A 17,708-nucleotide genomic window follows, 5' to 3' on the forward strand; every position below is an offset into this window, starting at 1 on the left:
TTTTCCCATCGACTGACCGCTGGATTGAGCTGATCAACCGGCTAATGGGAAAAAGGAATCAGGATGAACAAGGAAACATGCGCGTCCTCACAAAAGGATCCGGCTAAACAAACCGGACAATTGAAACCCTGGCAGATCCAGCGCGCCAAGCAGCTGATGCTCGATAACCTGGACGCACATATCTCCGTGGCAGCTATCGCACAGGCGTGTGCGCTGTCGCGCAGCCATTTCACTCGTCAGTTCAAAAAAAGCACTCTCGTCTCACCCAAAGAATGGATGCGAGAGCAAAGGATTCTACGGGGCAAGCAGCTGCTTCAGACGTCAAGATTGTTGGTTGCAGAGATCGCACTAGAATGTGGTTTCTTTGATCAGTCTCACTTCAGTCGAACATTTGTGCAAACCGAAGGTGTGACTCCCAGGGCTTGGAAACAGAACAGTCAATCGCCTGCGCTGTGATTTGATGAGCTGCATAACGGGGCTAATTCGTACTTGCAGATTTAACCCCAGAATGCTGCGAATGGAGATAACAGAATCAGTCCGCCGACGACAACTGCCCAACCCCATGCTAAACCACTCTCTACCTTGAAACGGCCGTCATTCATTAAGTCCAACACGAACACGCCAATCCGATGACCTAACAAATCGATAATCAAGTCCATGGTCCTTTCTCATAACAATCTTTGCATGAGAAGTCAGAACCCGCTTTTAACTCATAGCTGCTGGTCAGGTCAGCAATTGCAACTCTGCGCAGACATTGCACAGGATGTGCGTTGGATTATATCCAGACGTCGTTCAAAGCCGTTCTTTCGCCATCTTCATGCCCCGTGTTCAAGATGCCTCGCGGCTCGATCATCATCAGCTTGGCTTCACCTTGGGCAGCCGTGCGATGTTTCACGCCGCGGGGTACCACATAGAGTTCACCTGGATTCACATAGACGCAGCCTTCCAGCAGATCAATGCGCACGGTGCCTTCCAAAACAAGAAATGCTTCATCGGTCTCAGGATGCGAGTGCCAGATGAATTCGCCTTCGATTCGCACAACCTTGAACTGGTAGTCATTCATCTCTGCCACAACCCTGGGACTCCATTGTTGTTCGATCAGCGAAGCCTTATGTGCCAGGTTTACAGGAACTGATGGATATTGATGACGGAGCTCTGCCATGACGAATCCTCTGTGGTTGAAGTCGCCAGCCTATAGAGCAAGGAATAGGGTCTCTTGTACGATCCTGCAACTCAGCGTGCGGCGCGCAATCGTTCCAGCCAGCGCATGGGCGAGATGCCGTAACAGCGGGTGAAATGTCGCGTCATATGACTTTGATCGTGAAACCCCGCGACGAGCGCTGCATCGACCAGGGTGAAACCTTCAACCACCAATGAGCGGAACCGGTCCAGGCGGCGCAGGGTGACAAATCGGTAAGGACTCGTACCGTAAAGCGTTCTGAAGTCGCGTGACAGGCTCCAGCGTTCGCGCCCGCTGGCACACTCGAGCATCTCCAGCGTGATGCATGAATCCAAGTGTTCCAGGATGAACGCTCTGGCACGCTCGGCTGCGCGGTAATCCAGGCGCTTGCGCCCGCGCGGCTTGCCCGCGACGGCACGCAACGCCATTGCCAAGTCATACAGCGCGTCCTGTTGCTCCAATGCTTCCAGCGGATGATCCACTGCTTGCACAAATGTTTCACTGGCATGGAACAGCCGTGGGTCGTTTGAAAGCCCCCCCGTGATAAAAGGCAAGGGCTCGCCACCCAGGATGTTTTGAATCATTGCCGGATCAATGTAAGCCATCCGATAACGAAAGCCTGCATCAGTCCCGGCCATACCATCGTGAAGTTCGTCTGGATGAAGCACGAGCGTATTGCCGGGGATACCGTGGCGCAACGAGCCTACATAGTGAAAGCTCTGGACGCCCGCCAACGTGCGGCCGATGGAGTAGGTGTCATGTCGATGAGGATCGTAGCCGTGGCTGCCGAACCACGCTTCAATACGCTCGATTCCTCCTGGTTGAACACTGCGGATGACCCAGTCAGTGCTGTCTGGTTGGCCTTTTTTCCTATCCATGAATGCGTACGTTCCCGAGTCTGTTCGGTCGTGGTGATCCGTCTGCCGGGAATATACAAGTGCAAGTATTGGCTGTCTGCTTTTGCCTGAAAGCAGTCCATGGTTCCAGCCTTGTCACTGAACCGTCACACCCGCCTCCTACGCTCGACCGATCTCGACCGTCGCCCCAAGAGCCCGCATTCCAAAATGCCGCCCATCACCGCCACCTCCCCACTCCGCCAAAAGATCATCCTGCGCTCCGACAACCTCACCTCTTCCGACTTCGGCGCCCTGTTCTCCAGGCTCTTCGGCAACCGCTACGCCGATACTCCGCCGCCACCTTCCAACATCATCATCGGCGGGGTCTACGGGCGGCACGACGGGGTGAGTTTTCGGCGTATGCATTACCACGGCGACTTCAGCGTCGCCCTCCCCGAGCCGCAGAACGAAATCACTTTCGTCATCCCTACCGCCGGCAAGATCGTTTTCAACCACGTCACTGAATCCATTGGCATGGCGCACATCGGTCTGGCGATCGACAAGGCGGATATCCGTTCGATGCGCTTTGTCGATGATCACGCCCATCACGGCATTTCGATCAATCGTCAGCAGCTCACCGAGCGGTTGTCGGCGCTGCTGGAGAAACCGGTCGTGCAGAAGATCGTGTTTGAGCCAAGCGTGGATCTGAATACCCCGGTATTTCAGGGCCTCAAGGCGTTGATTGATCTGGCCACGGGCACTGAGTTCGATGCCTTGATCAACAGCGGCACGTTGATGCCGTCACGGTTGCGCGAGATGTTGATCGATGCGGTGCTGGAGGCGTGGCCGCACAATTTCACCGAGGCTTTACGGGGGCCGGCGCCGTGTGTGGCGCCGCGACATGTGAAGGTGGCGATGGAGTTTATTCAGGCGCATCCGCAGCAGTTGGTCAGTGGCGTGGATCTGGCGCGGTTGAGCCATGTCAGCCAGCGCGCCTTGCAGGAAGGCTTTCGACGTTTTGTCGGGATGTCGATCGTGGCGTATCAGCGCCAGGTGCGTTTGCAGCGCGCCTATGAGGCGTTGGCGCGAGGGCATGCAGGCTCTGTGACGGAGGTGGCGTTGCGTTTTGGCTTCAGCAATGTCGGGCGCTTTTGTCAGTATTTTCAGAGTGCTTACGGCGTAAGCCCAGCGGAGTTGAAGGCCAGGCGTTGACCATTCGGTCCGGTGAAACCTGCATTTGATTGAACAGCAGGAATCTCAGGGCGACTAACCCCAGACAGGTCACTTGGCGAAAAGGGGGTTTCCATGACCGAGGATTTCATCGGCTTTTTCACGGCTCACACGATTTTAGGAATTTCACTGGCGAACTGGGTGCTGGCATTTCTCGCCGCGACGCTCAGTTATCTGCTGACCACCACGGCTATCCGTTTCGTTTTCCGCAAGGTGCAGGCGCGGGCCAGCGCCGGCAATGGGCATCTGACCTACATGGCCAGCGAAGTGCTGGCGGCGACCAGCACCACGTTGCTGCTGTTGGCATCGATTCTGGTCGGCATCGGTTTGCTGGATTTGCCGGAGCGCTGGCTCGGGAGGGTCAGCAGTTTATGGTTCGTAGTGGCGGCGTTGCAGGTCGGCCTGTGGACCAACCGCGCGCTGGCGCTGGGGTTGCATCGCTATTTCTCGCGGCATAACGCGACCGGCACTTTTCAGGCGAGCGCCCTGGCGACCCTGAGCCTGTGGGGCGTCAAGGTGTTGCTGTGGGCGGTTATTCTGCTGGCGATGCTGTCGAATCTGGGCGTGAACATCACTGCATTCGTCGCCAGCCTGGGTGTCGGCGGTATCGCGGTGGCGCTGGCGGTGCAGAACATTCTCGGCGACGTGTTCGCCTCGCTGTCGATTGCCGTCGACAAGCCGTTTGAGGTGGGTGATTTCATCGTCGTCGGCACGCTGGCCGGTACGGTCGAGCACGTCGGCCTGAAGACCACGCGCATCCGCAGTCTCGGCGGTGAGCAGATTGTCATGGCCAACGCCGACATGATCGGCAGCACCATTCAGAACTACAAGCGCTTGCAGGAGCGTCGAGTTGTGTTTGAGTTTCGTCTGACTTACGAGTGCACCAGCGAACAGATCCGCCAGATCACTCAACGCGTTGAAAGCATCATCAAGAACGAAAAACAGGCCCGCTTCGACCGCTGCCATTTCCGCAGTTTTGGTGAGAGCGCGCTGGAATTCGAGACGGTGTACATCGTTCTGGACGCCAGCTACAACGTCTACATGGACGTGCAGCAACGCATCAACCTGGCAATCATGGAAGCGGTGGCCGAGCTGGACGCGACGTTCGCCTTCCCGGCGCGCACCGTGCATGTCGCCTCCCTGCCCGAACCCAGCGCGCAGCCAGCACGCACACAGCAACCTTCGCGTGCGCAGCATGCTTGAGCGCAAGAGCCCGGCAATTTGCCGGGCTCGCTGTGTTCAAAACGCGTAACTGGCCTTGAGTCCGCCATTGAAACCATGGCTGTCACCGCCACCGTTGGCGCCGACCTCAGCGCCTACACTCAGAGCGCCGAGGTTGGCCATCAAGCTAACGCCGCCGCTGAACTGGTCGCGGTTGTCGAACGCCGCGCGCTGCTCGATATCCAGCCCCAGCAGGTGGCCTTCGCTGTCGACTTGCTGATTGCCAAGCGCACGTTCATAGCCCACGCGAACCCCCGGGACCAACTGCCACGCACCCATGGCCACTGGGGCAAATGACACGTCGAGATTGGCTACCGCGCTGCGGCGGGTCTGCTTGATGCCATCGACGTCGAGCGCCAGCTCACTGCCCTTCTCTTTGAAACCTTGCAAGTCGAGATGACTGACGCGAAAGCCCAGGCTCGGTTCGACAATCACGCTGCTGAGCGGCAGGCGATAACCCAACGCCACGGTCGCGCCAGTGAGATTGCCGTGAGTGTCGCCCTTGGCAGTGCCGAGGCCACCGCCAAGCTCGCGTTTGCTGTCGTAGTCGACATAACCGGCGCTGGCGTTGGCGTCGACAAACAAGCCGCGCTCAAGGCTGATGAAGCCGTAACGCGCACCGAGGTTGAGGAAGGTGAAGTCCGTATCGGCCTCGCCACCCGCTCCGCCCACGCTGCCCTTGCTGTAGCCAAAGCTGCCGCGCGCGCTGAGTTGTTCGCTGAAGCGCTGGGTGATGCCGAGCATCAGGCCCTGGCTGTGTTCGTTGCTGCTCTCGGCGTGGGCCGAGCCGTCCGTGCCGACGTAGCTGGCGAGCGCGGTGCTCCAGAGGCGGTATTGGCCGACCTTCAAATCGCTGCCGCTGGCGAACGGCGCAGCGGCTTGTTCGATCATCGCGTTCTGCCGCAATAGATAACTGGCCGCATCGGCGTGGACCTGACCGCCGACTTGAGATTCGACACCGCCCAGAGTGCCGGCGTCGATCGCCGATTGCAGGTAGTAGTTATAGGCGCTGTAGGTGCCGGACAGCTCGGAGTTCTGCAACTGCCGCAGCAATTCGGCACCAGCGGCGGCGTTGCCGACCAGCCCGGCCTGCCCCGGCAAGCTGTTGTACTCGACCAGTTTGCCGCGCAGTACGTAAATGGTTTCCTGGGACAGACCGAGGCCCTGCTTGAGGTAGTTGTCCATGCTGCCGTACTCAGCGGCGACCTGGTCGAGACCGGCCTGCAAGTAACTGGCCTGCACCCCGAGCAGCGGCCCGTAGACAGCGGCCATGCTCGGCGGCAGCGCTTTCAGGGTCGCGGCGACACGGGCGGCGGTGTAGTCGTTGGTCGCCAGATAGTTGGCCATGATCGTCGCCTCATCGACGCCAGCGATGCTCTGCAACACGGCGGCGGTCCAGCCGGTGCGGTCCTTGCCGGCGGTGCAGTGGAACAGCTGCGCGGCGTCGACACTGGCCAGCTCATTGAACAACTGGCCGAACTGCCCACGCATGCCGGCATCGCTGACGAAAGCGCGGTTGGTTTCCTCCATCATTGCCACCGCTTCGACGGCGCTGTGGAATGAGATATTGGTGATGTCCGCACCCGAGGTGGTGCTGCCGATGATGTCGATATTGCGGTAGGCCGCGCCGCTGATCATCGTGTCGGGCGTGGCGGCAATTTCGCTGGGCGTGCGCAAGTCGTAAATGGCTTTGATGCCGAGGCCATTGAGTGTCGCCAGATCCGCCGCCGACGGCGTCAATGCGTTGGAGCGGTAGAACACGCCGCTGCGCATAACGCCGTCGTGGGCGGTGGAGTACGCGGTGGTGATGCCGGCGATGTCGCGAAAGTTGTCGATGCCGGACAAGCGCGGCGTATCAAGGGTGACAGGCTCGGCCGCGTGGGCAGCGGCGATGGACAGGCTCAGAACGGACAGCGAACACAGAAGACGTTGGAACACAGTGCAGCCTCATGAAATCAGCGTTGGGCTGGTCACTATGGGCAGACGAGTGGGAGGGAATATGACAGTTTCGGCTGGCTACAAAATGCCTGCGCGAATGGGCCGTGGAGTGCGTGATCGGTCCATCAATCCTGCTTGGATATGTTGAAGATCCCTGTGGCAGCGAGCCTGCTCATGAAAGCGGCGTGTCAGCCGATTATATTCAAACTGAAAAAAAGCTTTCGCGAGCAGGCTCGCTCCCACAGGGTTTGGGGAAGTATCCGTTTTTTCAATTTGTCGCGCGCAATGCCAACGCCTTATAAGACTGCCATCACTTTCAAGAACAAGAGGCTGTACCCATGAGCAACGCCTGGAACGAAGGTTATTTCACCGACGAAGGCTACACCTACAGCTATAGCCGGGAGATCAATCCGGTGTTCCTGCGTTACTGCCTGTTGTTGCGCGGGTTCGCCACGCTGGAAAGCAACGACGGCGTGCACTGCGAACTGGGCTTCGGTCAGGGCGTGTCGATCAACATCCACGCCACCGCCAACCCGGGCTCGTTTGTCGGTACGGACTTTCATCCGGGTATGGCGGCCCATGCCATCGACCTCGCGACTGCCGCCAACAACGGCGCCCGCCTGTACGACGACAGTTTCGAACAGCTGCTGGCGCGCAATGATCTGCCGCAGTTCGACAGCATCAGCCTGCACGGTATCTGGACCTGGGTCAGCCGCGACAACCAGAAGCTGATCGTCGAATTCGCCCGCCGCCACCTGAAACCGGGCGGCATGCTCTACGTCAGCTACAACTGCTTCCCCGGCTGGTCGCCGTCGGCGCCGCTGCGCAATCTGTTCAGCCTGCATGACCGCTTTGCCAATGCCTCGGCGCGCTCCGATGAGCGTATTGACGCCGCACTGGAGTTTTCCGAAGCGCTGCTCGCGGCCAATCCGAAGTATGCCGCTGCGGCGCCGAGTCTCGGCGCGCGGCTGCAAAGCATCAAGGGCCAGGATCGTCACTACGTCGCCCACGAATATTTCAACCGCGACTGGAACTGCATGTACTTCGCCGACATGGTCGACGCGCTGGCCCCGGCCAAACTCGACTACGCCACCACGGCAGTGCCGCTGGACTCAATCGACCCGCTCAACCTGAGCGCCGAAGGCATGGACTTTCTGGAAACCATCGAACACCCGATCATGCGCGAGCAAGCGCGGGACTACTTCGTCAACCAGCACTTCCGCCGCGATCTGTACGTGCGTGGCGCGACGCGCCTGTCCGCTGCCGAACGCCGGGCGAGGATGCTGCACAGCCGTTTCGCGTTGCTGCAACCCTGGGAAACTGTCGCGGGTTCGGTCACCGGTCCTGCCGGCGAAGCGACCCTGCAAGCGGAAATCTACGGCCCGGTGCTCGATGCCTTGGCGGCGCAGAACTATGCGGCCAAATCCATGCGCCAATTGCTCTCCGAGACTGCAATGGCTTACGACGACCTCGAACAAGCCCTGGCCGTGCTGATCGGTATGGGCGCGGTCGCTCCGTGCCAGAGCGAGGCCGCCGAGTCGCAGGTCAGCGGCCGCTGCGCCGCGCTCAATCTGCAACTGTGCAAACGCTCACTGTACGGCGCCAACATCCAGACCCTGGCCAGCCCGGTCACCGGTGGTGGGGTGACGGTCAGCCGCTTCCAGCAGTTGTTCCTGATCTCGATCAAGCAAGGCAAACAGCAGCCGGCCGAATGGGCGCAACTGGCGTGGGGGGTGATCAGCGAACAAGGTGAAGTGCTGGTCGACAATGGCCAACCGCTGCTCACTGCCGAAGCCAACATTGCCGCACTGACTGCACAGGCGCAGGTGTTCGCCGAGCAGACGCTGCCTGTGCTGAGGGCGCTTAAAATCGCTTGATTGCAAACGAACCAAGGTGGGAGCGAGCCTGCTCGCGAAAGCGCTGGATCAGCCGCCAAATCGGTGACTGACGTACCGCATTCGCGAGCAGGCTCGCTCCCACATTGGTCGAGGAACGTGGCTAAGCCAACCGTCCTGTTTGCGGAACTTTCCGCCCTCTGCCGCCCGTCCTGTCACTTGGCAAAAAACGAAATTTCTGCTGCGCGCCCTCCTCACAAACTATGCATGCGCCAACGCCCACAAGGGCAAGGCGCGATAGCCTGGTCTGAGGAAAATTTGAATGTTCATACATAACAAGCGACTTCAGTACACCGTTCGCGTGGCCGAGCCCAACCCGGGTCTGGCCAATCTGCTGTTGGAACAATTCGGGGGCGCCAATGGCGAACTGGCTGCGGCAGCGCGCTATTTCACCCAAGCCTTGGCTGAAGAAGATCCGGGGCGCAAAGACCTTCTGCTGGACATTGCTACCGAAGAGTTGAGTCACCTGGAGGTGGTCGGCTCGATCATCGTCATGCTCAACAAAGGCGCCAAGGGCCAACTGGCAGAGGGCGTTCAAGAGGAAGGCGAGCTGTACCGCGCGCTGAATGGCGCCGGCAATGACTCGCACATCACCAGCCTGCTTTATGGTGCCGGCGCGCCTCTGGTCAATTCGGCTGGTGTGCCGTGGACGGCGGCCTACGTTGACTCGATCACCGAGCCGACCGCCGACTTCCGCTCCAACATCGCAGCCGAAGCGCGGGCGAAAATTCTCTACGAGCGCTTGATCAACATCACCGATGATCCGGGCGTCAAAGAGGCGCTGGGCTTTTTGATGACGCGGGAAATCGCCCATCAACAGTCCTTCGAAAAAGCCCTGCATTCGATCCAGCCCAACTTCCCGCAGGGCAAACTGCCGGGCATGCCGGAGTTCACCAACAAGTACTTCAATATGTCTGGCGAGCCCAACGTTCGTGGTCCGTGGAACGAGGGCGGTGCGTGGGAGTACGTGGAAACTCCAGAGCCGGCAGTTGACGGCGGTGACGGTCTGGCGACCGTCAGCCTCCCTGCTGACGACGCAGAGGTCCTGGAAGCCATGAAGATCCGCACGGCGTCTGACCCACTCAGCGAGCCGGTGACCGGTGCTGATCTGGGCTCCGGTTACGTGCAAGGCAAAGATGTCTGAACCCCGTCCGGCGGCCCCGGATCGGGGTCGCCACCTGCTCAAGGTGATCAACATGAAAAACAGCAAAGTCCTGGCACTGACCTCTGAACATTTTCAACGTTTGATGGAGCACGCATACGCCGGTTTTGAGCTGGACTGCAAACAGGCCTGTCGGGGATTGAAAGTCAGCATGGCGGTGAATGTATTTGGCCTGGGCACCCTGCTGCCGAATAATTTCGCTGAGGAGACTGCCGTCCCGCCAGCGGACGCACATCCAGCCGTCGACGACGCCTTGCCCACGATGCCTGTGGTCGCCAAGCGCGTATTGGCGCAGCGCAACCGTTCAATCGACGGGGCGGAAAGTTTTCATCGGTAACAGGAGCGCGACATGAGAATTGATAAAAACCTGAGTTTCCCCTCAAGCCTGGGTGTCGCCCCGGGACTCCAGTTTCTGCTGGGCTGTGCGATATTCGCCGGCGGAACGCTGATCCTGATGAACGAACTGGCGGCAACCTTCTTTACGATGTGAGCCTTGGTTCGCTATCGGCCATTCAAAACAGCACCGCAGCCGCTTCCCTCATGAAGATCTCAACGGTCTTCGGCCCTATCCCCTCGAACTCGGACAGGCGCTTCTCCAGCGCCTTACGATCCGCGCTCGCCGCCACGATATTGGTGACCTTACCGGCGTACTCGCTGTTGAGCTTGTTGGCCAGCGCAAGTAATCGCGACGCCGTGCTTTCGTCGTAACGAACGTAACGCGCCTGCCCCAGCATTGACACCAGTTGACGGTGCGTACACTGCGCGAGCTTTTGCGGGGTGTCTCGGTGATGCTGCTCTACTATGACTTGATACGCCTTGGCGGCAATGGCCCCCTGAATTCTTTTGCCCATCAGAAAACTCGCCAGCAACCATTTGAACAGGCCAGTTTCGTTGGCATTGCGCAGGTCGATGTTCAAGTCACCGGCGGTGATGATTTCGCTCACAAGTCTCACCTCAAGGCGCGCTTCAATTACAGATGTTGACCCGGCACGGCTTTGAACGATCCAATCGCGACCGCCTGGCCAAGGCAGTAAATTGAATTCCAGGTGGACAAGGATGGTCATCTTTCAAGAGATGAGAGATGACAAGCATAAGGACCCTCAAATGCTCGGTCGTAAGATGCCCAAAACCCGGGGGCATGACGCCGCACAAACCGCTCCCATCAAAGCTGCCAGCGAGATCGCCGCTTTCCGCCTGACAGTCATCTTCATGCTGACGGTCATTCTGGCGTTTCTCGGCGTGGAGGGATGGCGAACCTGGCGTGACTATCATGCAGCCTTCTCGTCGGCGCGCAATTCGGTCACCAACCTCGCGCGGGCAACCGCGCAACACGCTGAAGACGCCATCCGCCAGGTCGATGTGCTGACCGCCGCCCTAGGTGAACGCGTCGAAGGTGATGGCTTGCAAAACATAGACGTTCCGCGCATCCACAACTTGCTGGTGCAGCAGGCCAAATTGATGCCGCAGTTGCATGGACTGTTTATCTACGGCCCGGACGGCAAATGGATCGTCACCGACAAGGAAATGATCCCGGACCCGGCGAACAACGCCGACCGCGACTACTTCCAATATCACCGCGCCAACACTGATCGAAATGTGCGTATCGGTGATGTCGTCAAGAGCAAATCCACCGACGACCTGATCATCCCGATTTCCCGCCGCCTGAATAACCCGGACGGCTCCTTCGCCGGCGTGCTGCTGGGGACGATCAAGGTCAGTTATTTCGTCGACTATTACGGCGATTTCAAGATCGACGACAAGGGTGCCCTGGTGCTGGCGCTGCGCAACGGCACCATTCTCGTGCGTCGTCCTTTCATCGCTTCGGTCATCGGTCAGAGCCTCGCCGACAGTGAGGTGTTCAAGAACTACCTGCCCTTTTCCAGTCAAGGGATCGCCGAGGTCCGAGCCGTCGTCGACGGCACCCAGCGTCTGTATGGTTACAGAGCTTTGAGCACCTATCCGCTGGTAGTCGAAACCGGCCTTTCCCGCGAATCGATCATTGCGCCGTGGCGCTGGGACCTGATCAAAACCGGTTTCGTGCTGATGTCGGTGATTACCGCGTTCACGGTCTTCGGATTGATTGTCTTGAGGCAACTGCGTCAACGCATGGTGATGGAAAAGGACTTGCGCCGTGCACATCAGGCCATGAAGGACATGGCCTTGACCGACAGCCTGACCGGACTGGCCAACCGTCGGCGACTGGACACTGCCTTGGTTGACGAAATTCGCCTGGCCAGACGCCAGGGTTCGTCGATCTCACTGATCATGATCGACGTTGATCACTTCAAACTCTACAACGACAGCTACGGGCACGCTGCAGGTGACGATTGCCTGAGCGCCGTCGGCCAAGCCATTGCGCAAGCAGTAAAACGGCCGGGTGATCTCGCCGTGCGCTATGGCGGCGAGGAGTTCTCCGTGCTGCTGCCCAACACGGATATTCGCGGGGCGGCGCTTGTGGCGCAGGAAATTCTTGAGGCCATTCGATCCTTGCGGATGGAGCACAAAGCCCATCCGCTGGGTCACGTCACCGCCAGCGCAGGTATTGCGGTTGGCAAACCGGCCGAATACGAAGTGAGCCCTGCCATTCTTATCGAGTCGGCAGACAAACTGCTTTATGCCGCGAAGCAGAAAGGCAGGGATCGCTACTGTATCGGCGAGGAAGTGCTCGGCGCCTAGCCACCGTTCCTCAACGGGAGCGCAGCATCACGGCAGCGCGAACCCGCTGCACGCCAAACACCGTCATGCGCAGAAATTCCTGGTGACTGACCGGCAAGTGTTGGCAGTCCAGGCCACGCTTGAGTTTGCTGTGGTCGACATCAGGATCGTGCAAGTAGACGAAGTCCTCGTCGCACCCGGTAATGATGACCCAATGCGGCGCTTTCAAGCGGGTGAATCGGTAGCTGCTGATCAGCACCAGCGGTTTGTATCCGGCCGCCAACGCAGCGCCGATCTGCAGATAATCACCCAGAACCTGCTCGACTTGCGTGGCAGCCAGTTCCTGGGCAAACCCATCCTCGACCAGTTTCATGATCCACTTCTTTTCCGTGCTGCGTACGCCGTGAAGAAAAAGCGAGCCCGCGTGACTGACCTCAAGGCGCACATCGAAACCGCGCCGCCAAGCCGCCAATGCCAGACCCTGAGGACTACAGCCACCGTGCCCCGCCGTCATGAAAATGGTGGTTGCCTCGCGCCACAGCTGGATTTCCTCCGCTCGGGTCATGGCACGGGTCGGATCGATGGCAGACATGGCCATCAGCAGGCACGCAGCGCCGCAGGTGAACTCGGTGGTCTGCTGGTAATACGGCACTTGGCGCGCGGGCGCTGGTGTTTCGCGCAGGATGCGTTTCTCGTAACGCAACGCCTCGCAGTGGTCCTCGTAGTAGCCCTCGACGCTGGCAAAGCGCTGATAGCCGTTGGCTTGGTAGAGGCGGATGGCAGCGCTGTTGTCAGCGCGCACCTCCAGACGCAGCCATGCGCAGTTGCGCGCCAATGCGCAGGCCTGGGCCTGTTCCAGCAGACGCTGGCCAAGCTCATGTCCGCGCCACGCTGGGCTGACCGCAATCGAATACAGGCGTCCAAGTGAGGTGCCACGGTGAAAAAGCACCAGCGCGTAACCGCAAAGTGTTGCGCCCGAGGTAACGACAATCAACGCGGCGTTCGCTCGACTGAGCATCCAGCTGAAGTTGCGCTGATTCAACCGGTCGAGGGTAAAACACACCCGCTCCAATTCGACCAGATCGTCGATATCGTCCGTGGATGCAAAGCGAAAATCAAAAGACATGACCGCACCGTAAAGTTTGAGTAACGAACCGGGACAGACCGAAAGGCCCGTGATTTATTGAAGCGGCGTCTTCTTCAACAGGGATTCATTACTCATGTCAGCGGTGCAAGCCAACGTGAACGAAGTATTAGACAAAACCGAGCATTCGACAATCTCCCTCAGCGAGGAACCTCCCAGTCTCAAACCCTCGGGAAGTCGATTGCTCATACTGGTCGAACGCAAGGATGACTGGGCTGATTACCTGCCCAGCGAGAGCCTGATGCTGGCTCAGGATTACCTTGAACACAGCGATGATTTTCCTCATCGCACCCAGGTCATCAACCTCTGCCGCAACTACAAATACCTCGGTCAGGGCTATTACTGCTCATTGCTCGCCGAGGCGCGTGGGCACAAGGTTTTTCCCTCGGTGCGCACCGTCAGCGAGCTGGCGCGCAAAGCGCTTTACGGGGTCGGGCTGAATGATCTGCAACGCACCCTGGAGCGGGCGCTGGCCAACCACCCGTACGGCGAAACCGAGGCCTTCACGCTCTCGCTGTACTTCGGCAAGGCCTCAATCGAGCCGCTGCAAGAGATCGGTCGCCAGCTGTTCGAGGCGTTCCCCTGCCCTATCCTGCTGGTGGAATTCCGCCGTGGTGAGAGCTGGCAGATCGCAGGCATCAAAGCCGGAGCGCTGCACAAGCTTCGCGACGAACAGCAGCATGTCTTCGCTGACGCACTGGACGCGTTCAATCGCAGAACGTGGCGTCAGCCCGCTTCCAAACGCGTGGCCCGCTACGACCTGGCCATCCTGCATGATCCTGACGAAGCCCTGCCGCCCTCTAACCCCGAGGCATTGCAGCGTTTCATCGCTGCGGGGGAACAGCTGGGTATCGATGTCGAACTGATCGAGAAAAAGGACTACGCACGTCTCGCCGAATTCGACGCGCTGTTCATCCGCGAAACGACGCGAGTGGATGATCACACCTATCGGTTCGCGAAAAAGGCTGAAAGCGAAGGCCTTGTGGTGATTGACGATCCGTCGTCGATCCTGCGCTGCACCAACAAGGTTTATCTGGCCGACCTGCTCAAGCGTCGCGGGCTGGGCATGCCGGCGACGGAAATCCTCTACAAGGATCGTCCGCAGGAGCTCGAAAACGCAGGGCGTCGCCTCGGTTTTCCCCTGGTGCTGAAAATCCCCGATGGCTGTTTTTCACGCGGTGTGATCAAGGTCACCGATGCGCAAGCTCTGGCCACTGCCGCGCAGGAGTTATTCGAACACTCGGTGCTGCTGCTGGCGCAGGAGTACTGCTACACCGAATACGACTGGCGCGTCGGCGTGCTCAATGGCGAAGCGCTGTATGCCTGCCGATACTTCATGTCCAAGGGGCATTGGCAGATTTACAACCACAAGGCGCTGCCCGGCGAGATCAACGGAATGTGCGAGGCGGTGCCGGTCGAGCAAGCTCCGCCGGCAGTCGTGCAGCTCGCCGTACAGACTGCGCGGCTGATCGGCGACGGCCTCTACGGCGTCGACCTCAAGCAGGCGGGTGATCGGGTCCTGGTGATCGAAGTGAACGACAATCCCAACCTCGACGCCGGCATCGAAGACGCCGTGCTGGGCGACGAATTGTACCGGCGCGTATTGCAGGCTTTTACCCAAAGGCTTGAGCTCAAACACCGTGGCCAAGCGTGGTGAGCAATGATTGAAGGCTATGGCATTGATTGCGGCGCCCTCCACAGGATCTCTGGAGAACAGGCGACTGTCTGGCTGTGTGTCGCCCCCGACGCAGCCGAGCAACTGGATCTGCACATACGCCTGGGCATTGGCGCACAAGTGATAGAGTCGTCGCTGGCCCCTGACGAAGTTGCCCGCATTGAGGTCAAGCCTGATCACCTGTTTATGATCTGGAAGCGCCCGGAAAGCTTCGACGGGCGCGCATTCAACGTTTCGTCCTTCGGCGTGGTGCTGAGCGAAAAACGCTTGGTGGTCATTTGTGCGAGCAACTCGCTGCTCTCGGGTCTTGAGCACGATGCGCAAATGACCGGGCCGCTGGACGTGCTGATGGCGTTACTCGCAGAAAGCGTTCACCACTATCTCGGGCATTTGCGCGTGGTCAAACAGATCGCTCGGGAGATCCAACAGCAATTCACCCGGGCGATGGACAATCAACAATTGGCGCAGATGTACAACCTGAGCGAAAGCCTCGTGTACTACGTCAACGCGATTCAAAGTAACGGAGCGGTGCTGACGCTGCTGCGCAACCACGGCCAGCGTCAGGGCTTCAGCGACAGTCAATTGGCTGCGCTGAACGATCTGATCGTGGAAAACGAACAAAGCTTCCAGCAGGCCAGAATTCACGCCAAGGTGTTCGCCAACCTCATCGAATCCCACGGCAATCTTGCCAACAACAGCATGAACCGGGCGCTGCGCAAGCTGACGCTGATCAATGTCGTATTCCTTCCCTTGAACCTGATCGCCGGCATCGGCGGCATGTCGGAGTTCAGCATGATGACGTCCGGCGTTCCGTGGTGGATGTCCTTTCCCGTGCTGATTGCCTGCATGGGCCTCGTGGGCGCGGGGATGGTGCTGATATTGCGGCGCATGGCCTGAATTCAGAGCACATTCTGCTAACGCCTGCGCCGCATGCGGGCGTCAATTGGTCCGGCTGACCACCCGGATATGCGTAATCCCTACCCGCTCAGCCTGCTCGAGAATCTGCTCTGGCGTCGAATCCGCCGTGGGCATGACCAGGCTGTTTTCGGCATCGCCCAGATGCAGTTCCAGCAGATGCATCGCCGCGTCGTGCTCGGCCAGTTGCGCTTCCTTGAGTTCGAGCAGATAAGTACGAGGCTCGCCATTGAAACGGTATTCGATGTGATAGGTGTACATGATGTCGTCCGCGTCGGTGGGAAAAGGCAGTGTTTATCCTGACGCGACGGTCAGCTTTTAGTTCAACCTGACTGCCATTTTGCGTTTGCAAACAAACTTTTTGCACAGCGAAGCGTCCTCTTCTTAACTCTCCATAACAGCTGATCACAGCTAAGGACTGGCAATGACCTTTTTCATCTTCCTTTTGGCCTGCGCGGCGGCGGCAACCACTGGCGTGATGTTCAAACCCGGCCCGTGGTACGAATCGCTGACCAAACCCTCTTTCACCCCACCCAACTGGGCCTTTCCCGTAGCGTGGACGATCATCTACCTGCTGCTGGCCTGGGCCGGTTATCGCTTGAGCCTGATCCCCGGCAGCCAAACGGTGCTGGCCTTGTGGGCTGCGCAAATCGCCCTGAACACGCTGTGGACGCCGGTGTTCTTCGGCGCGCATCAGGTGCTGGCGGCGCTGGTGATTCTGGCAGTGCTGTGGGTGGTGGTCGCGGTGATGGTCGTGCTCGCCCTGCAACTGGACGTGGTCACCGGGCTGATTCTGTTCCCGTACCTGGCGTGGCTGTGCGTTGCGCTGGCGCTGAACTGCTCGATCCTGATGAAGAATCGCCTGTGAGCGATTTTCCATGGCCGCAAGGCGAGCGCGAGCTGGCGCAGGTGCGGGGGTTCAACAAAAAGCTCGCCTGGCTGCCGCGCTTCAAGATCCGCAATCGGCTCACTCCACGGTTGATTCAGGCGTTGCTGCGGGCGGGTCAGCTCGGCGGCGACGGCAAGCTGCGCCAGCATGGGCTGAGCGCCGAACGGAAGATCATCGACACGGTGCCCGTGCGCATCATCCGCCCCAAGGGCAAAGCCAAAGGCGTGGTGCTGGATTTCCATGGTGGCGGCTGGGTGATCGGCAATGCGCAGATGAACGACAACTTCAACATCGCCATCGTCAACACCTGCGACGTGGCGGTGGTGTCGGTTGATTATCGGCTGGCCGTTTCGACGCCAATCGAGGGCTTGCTGGACGACTGTCTGCGCGCCACTCGCGGCATCTTGAACGATGGCGAATTTGCTGGACTGCCCGTGGTCGTCGTCGGTGAATCGGCCGGTGGGCATCTGGCGGCGGCCACTCTGCTCGCCCTCAAATCTTCGCCGCAACTGCTGCAACGGATCTGCGGCGCGCTGTTGTATTACGGCGTCTACGACCTGACCGGCACACCCAGCGTACGCACCGCATCCGCCGATACTCTGGTGCTCGACGGCCCCGGCATGGTCGAAGCGTTGCGCCTGCTCACGCCGGACATCAGCGACGAACAACGACGCCAGCCACCGCTGTCGCCGCTGTACGGCGATTTCAGCGGACTGCCACCAGCGCTGCTGTTTGCCGGCGACCTCGATCCGCTGCTGGATGACACGCGCCTCATCGCTGAGCGCTGGCAACACGCGGCGCCGGTGGAGATGTATGTGCTGCCGGAGTGTCCGCATGGGTTTATTCACTTCCCGACCGCCACTGCTGACCATGTGCTGGGTTACAGCCGCAAGTGGATCTCGGCGCGAGTGGCAAGCTACTCAGTGAAATCCGCCGAGATCAGCCCGGCGCTTTCGTAGCTGACGATT

Annotated in this window: 18 protein-coding genes; 12 read left to right on the forward strand and 6 right to left on the reverse strand. The window is 59.3% G+C overall.

All coding sequences use genetic code 11. From position 1 onward, the window contains the following. Positions 1-63: 63 nt before the first annotated feature. Positions 64-456 carry a helix-turn-helix domain-containing protein gene (locus tag AB4N47_RS12170; RefSeq protein WP_039758866.1) on the forward strand — a complete coding sequence of 131 codons (393 nt, stop codon included), beginning with the start codon at positions 64-66 and terminating at the stop codon, positions 454-456. Positions 457-775: 319 nt separating this feature from the next. Here AB4N47_RS12170 and AB4N47_RS12175 read toward each other — a convergent pair whose 3' ends face one another. Next, positions 776-1,162, reverse strand: a complete 387-nt coding sequence (locus AB4N47_RS12175; RefSeq protein WP_341637762.1) for a cupin domain-containing protein — start codon at positions 1,160-1,162, stop codon at positions 776-778. 71 nt (positions 1,163-1,233) lie between these two features. After that, the gene (locus AB4N47_RS12180; RefSeq protein ID WP_125926131.1) at positions 1,234-2,058 is read right to left on the reverse strand and encodes an AraC family transcriptional regulator; all 825 of its coding nucleotides are present in this window, start codon (positions 2,056-2,058) and stop codon (positions 1,234-1,236) included. 186 nt (positions 2,059-2,244) lie between these two features. Here AB4N47_RS12180 and AB4N47_RS12185 point away from each other — a divergent pair, with 186 nt between their 5' ends. Further along, positions 2,245-3,228, forward strand: coding sequence for a helix-turn-helix transcriptional regulator (locus tag AB4N47_RS12185; protein ID WP_460154556.1), 984 nt, complete (start codon positions 2,245-2,247; stop codon positions 3,226-3,228). A gap of 93 nt (positions 3,229-3,321) precedes the next feature. After that, positions 3,322-4,449 (forward strand): mechanosensitive ion channel family protein, encoded by a 1,128-nt coding sequence (locus AB4N47_RS12190; RefSeq protein WP_016774365.1) that lies wholly within the window; start codon positions 3,322-3,324, stop codon positions 4,447-4,449. Between the two features lie 36 nt (positions 4,450-4,485). Here AB4N47_RS12190 and AB4N47_RS12195 read toward each other — a convergent pair whose 3' ends face one another. Then, positions 4,486-6,405, reverse strand: coding sequence for a tyrosine-protein phosphatase (locus AB4N47_RS12195; protein ID WP_341637764.1), 1,920 nt, complete (start codon positions 6,403-6,405; stop codon positions 4,486-4,488). A 338-nt stretch (positions 6,406-6,743) separates the two neighbouring features. On the opposite strand from AB4N47_RS12195, the gene AB4N47_RS12200 reads away from it, so the two are divergent. The 4 genes from AB4N47_RS12200 (at position 6,744) to AB4N47_RS12215 (ending at position 9,952) form a co-directional block, all read left to right on the forward strand. Further along, positions 6,744-8,282, forward strand: coding sequence for a class I SAM-dependent methyltransferase (locus AB4N47_RS12200; RefSeq protein WP_281119407.1), 1,539 nt, complete (start codon positions 6,744-6,746; stop codon positions 8,280-8,282). A 280-nt stretch (positions 8,283-8,562) separates the two neighbouring features. Continuing rightward, complete coding sequence (locus tag AB4N47_RS12205) at positions 8,563-9,444, forward strand: manganese catalase family protein (protein WP_016774362.1); 882 nt, start codon at positions 8,563-8,565, stop codon at positions 9,442-9,444. A 52-nt stretch (positions 9,445-9,496) separates the two neighbouring features. Continuing rightward, complete coding sequence (locus AB4N47_RS12210) at positions 9,497-9,799, forward strand: hypothetical protein (RefSeq protein ID WP_136493579.1); 303 nt, start codon at positions 9,497-9,499, stop codon at positions 9,797-9,799. 12 nt (positions 9,800-9,811) lie between these two features. Beyond that, the gene (locus AB4N47_RS12215; protein ID WP_177434158.1) at positions 9,812-9,952 is read left to right on the forward strand and encodes a hypothetical protein; all 141 of its coding nucleotides are present in this window, start codon (positions 9,812-9,814) and stop codon (positions 9,950-9,952) included. A gap of 22 nt (positions 9,953-9,974) precedes the next feature. Here AB4N47_RS12215 and AB4N47_RS12220 read toward each other — a convergent pair whose 3' ends face one another. After that, positions 9,975-10,406 carry an HhH-GDP family DNA glycosylase gene (locus AB4N47_RS12220; protein ID WP_341637765.1) on the reverse strand — a complete coding sequence of 144 codons (432 nt, stop codon included), beginning with the start codon at positions 10,404-10,406 and terminating at the stop codon, positions 9,975-9,977. A 160-nt stretch (positions 10,407-10,566) separates the two neighbouring features. Between AB4N47_RS12220 and AB4N47_RS12225 the strand changes: the two genes are divergently transcribed. After that, a complete protein-coding gene (locus tag AB4N47_RS12225; protein ID WP_341637766.1) occupies positions 10,567-12,138 on the forward strand; it encodes a sensor domain-containing diguanylate cyclase in 1,572 nt (523 codons plus the stop codon). A gap of 10 nt (positions 12,139-12,148) precedes the next feature. On the opposite strand, the gene AB4N47_RS12230 is transcribed toward AB4N47_RS12225, so the two are convergent. Then, positions 12,149-13,243, reverse strand: a complete 1,095-nt coding sequence (locus tag AB4N47_RS12230) for a GNAT family N-acetyltransferase/peptidase C39 family protein (protein ID WP_341637767.1) — start codon at positions 13,241-13,243, stop codon at positions 12,149-12,151. A 94-nt stretch (positions 13,244-13,337) separates the two neighbouring features. Between AB4N47_RS12230 and AB4N47_RS12235 the strand changes: the two genes are divergently transcribed. Together AB4N47_RS12235 and AB4N47_RS12240 are read left to right on the forward strand one after the other, a co-directional pair. Continuing rightward, positions 13,338-14,918 (forward strand): RimK family protein, encoded by a 1,581-nt coding sequence (locus AB4N47_RS12235; RefSeq protein ID WP_341637768.1) that lies wholly within the window; start codon positions 13,338-13,340, stop codon positions 14,916-14,918. A gap of 3 nt (positions 14,919-14,921) precedes the next feature. Further along, on the forward strand, positions 14,922-15,833 hold the full coding sequence (locus tag AB4N47_RS12240) for a magnesium transporter CorA family protein (RefSeq protein WP_341637769.1): 912 nt from the start codon (positions 14,922-14,924) through the stop codon (positions 15,831-15,833). A gap of 42 nt (positions 15,834-15,875) precedes the next feature. Here the strand turns inward: AB4N47_RS12240 and AB4N47_RS12245 are convergent, their stop codons facing one another. Beyond that, positions 15,876-16,112 carry a hypothetical protein gene (locus AB4N47_RS12245; RefSeq protein WP_016774354.1) on the reverse strand — a complete coding sequence of 79 codons (237 nt, stop codon included), beginning with the start codon at positions 16,110-16,112 and terminating at the stop codon, positions 15,876-15,878. A gap of 163 nt (positions 16,113-16,275) precedes the next feature. Here AB4N47_RS12245 and tspO point away from each other — a divergent pair, with 163 nt between their 5' ends. Further along, on the forward strand, positions 16,276-16,719 hold the full coding sequence (gene tspO / locus AB4N47_RS12250; RefSeq protein ID WP_039758892.1) for a tryptophan-rich sensory protein TspO: 444 nt from the start codon (positions 16,276-16,278) through the stop codon (positions 16,717-16,719). Next, on the forward strand, positions 16,716-17,699 hold the full coding sequence (locus tag AB4N47_RS12255; protein ID WP_341637770.1) for an alpha/beta hydrolase: 984 nt from the start codon (positions 16,716-16,718) through the stop codon (positions 17,697-17,699). The genes tspO and AB4N47_RS12255 overlap by 4 nt, the downstream gene beginning before the upstream one ends. The last annotated feature ends 9 nt before the right edge of the window (positions 17,700-17,708 follow it).

It is taken from the genome of Pseudomonas sp. S3_G06 (genome assembly GCF_054667565.1).

Coding starts and splice junctions, on each gene's coding strand:
- AB4N47_RS12170 (WP_039758866.1), top strand. CDS start 64: ATGAACAAGGAAACATGCGCGTCCTCACAAAAGGATCCGGCTAAACAA.
- AB4N47_RS12175 (WP_341637762.1), bottom strand. CDS start 1,162: ATGGCAGAGCTCCGTCATCAATATCCATCAGTTCCTGTAAACCTGGCA.
- AB4N47_RS12180 (WP_125926131.1), bottom strand. CDS start 2,058: ATGGATAGGAAAAAAGGCCAACCAGACAGCACTGACTGGGTCATCCGC.
- AB4N47_RS12185 (WP_460154556.1), top strand. CDS start 2,245: ATGCCGCCCATCACCGCCACCTCCCCACTCCGCCAAAAGATCATCCTG.
- AB4N47_RS12190 (WP_016774365.1), top strand. CDS start 3,322: ATGACCGAGGATTTCATCGGCTTTTTCACGGCTCACACGATTTTAGGA.
- AB4N47_RS12200 (WP_281119407.1), top strand. CDS start 6,744: ATGAGCAACGCCTGGAACGAAGGTTATTTCACCGACGAAGGCTACACC.
- AB4N47_RS12205 (WP_016774362.1), top strand. CDS start 8,563: ATGTTCATACATAACAAGCGACTTCAGTACACCGTTCGCGTGGCCGAG.
- AB4N47_RS12210 (WP_136493579.1), top strand. CDS start 9,497: ATGAAAAACAGCAAAGTCCTGGCACTGACCTCTGAACATTTTCAACGT.
- AB4N47_RS12215 (WP_177434158.1), top strand. CDS start 9,812: ATGAGAATTGATAAAAACCTGAGTTTCCCCTCAAGCCTGGGTGTCGCC.
- AB4N47_RS12225 (WP_341637766.1), top strand. CDS start 10,567: ATGCTCGGTCGTAAGATGCCCAAAACCCGGGGGCATGACGCCGCACAA.
- AB4N47_RS12230 (WP_341637767.1), bottom strand. CDS start 13,243: ATGTCTTTTGATTTTCGCTTTGCATCCACGGACGATATCGACGATCTG.
- AB4N47_RS12235 (WP_341637768.1), top strand. CDS start 13,338: ATGTCAGCGGTGCAAGCCAACGTGAACGAAGTATTAGACAAAACCGAG.
- AB4N47_RS12240 (WP_341637769.1), top strand. CDS start 14,922: ATGATTGAAGGCTATGGCATTGATTGCGGCGCCCTCCACAGGATCTCT.
- AB4N47_RS12245 (WP_016774354.1), bottom strand. CDS start 16,112: ATGTACACCTATCACATCGAATACCGTTTCAATGGCGAGCCTCGTACT.
- tspO (WP_039758892.1), top strand. CDS start 16,276: ATGACCTTTTTCATCTTCCTTTTGGCCTGCGCGGCGGCGGCAACCACT.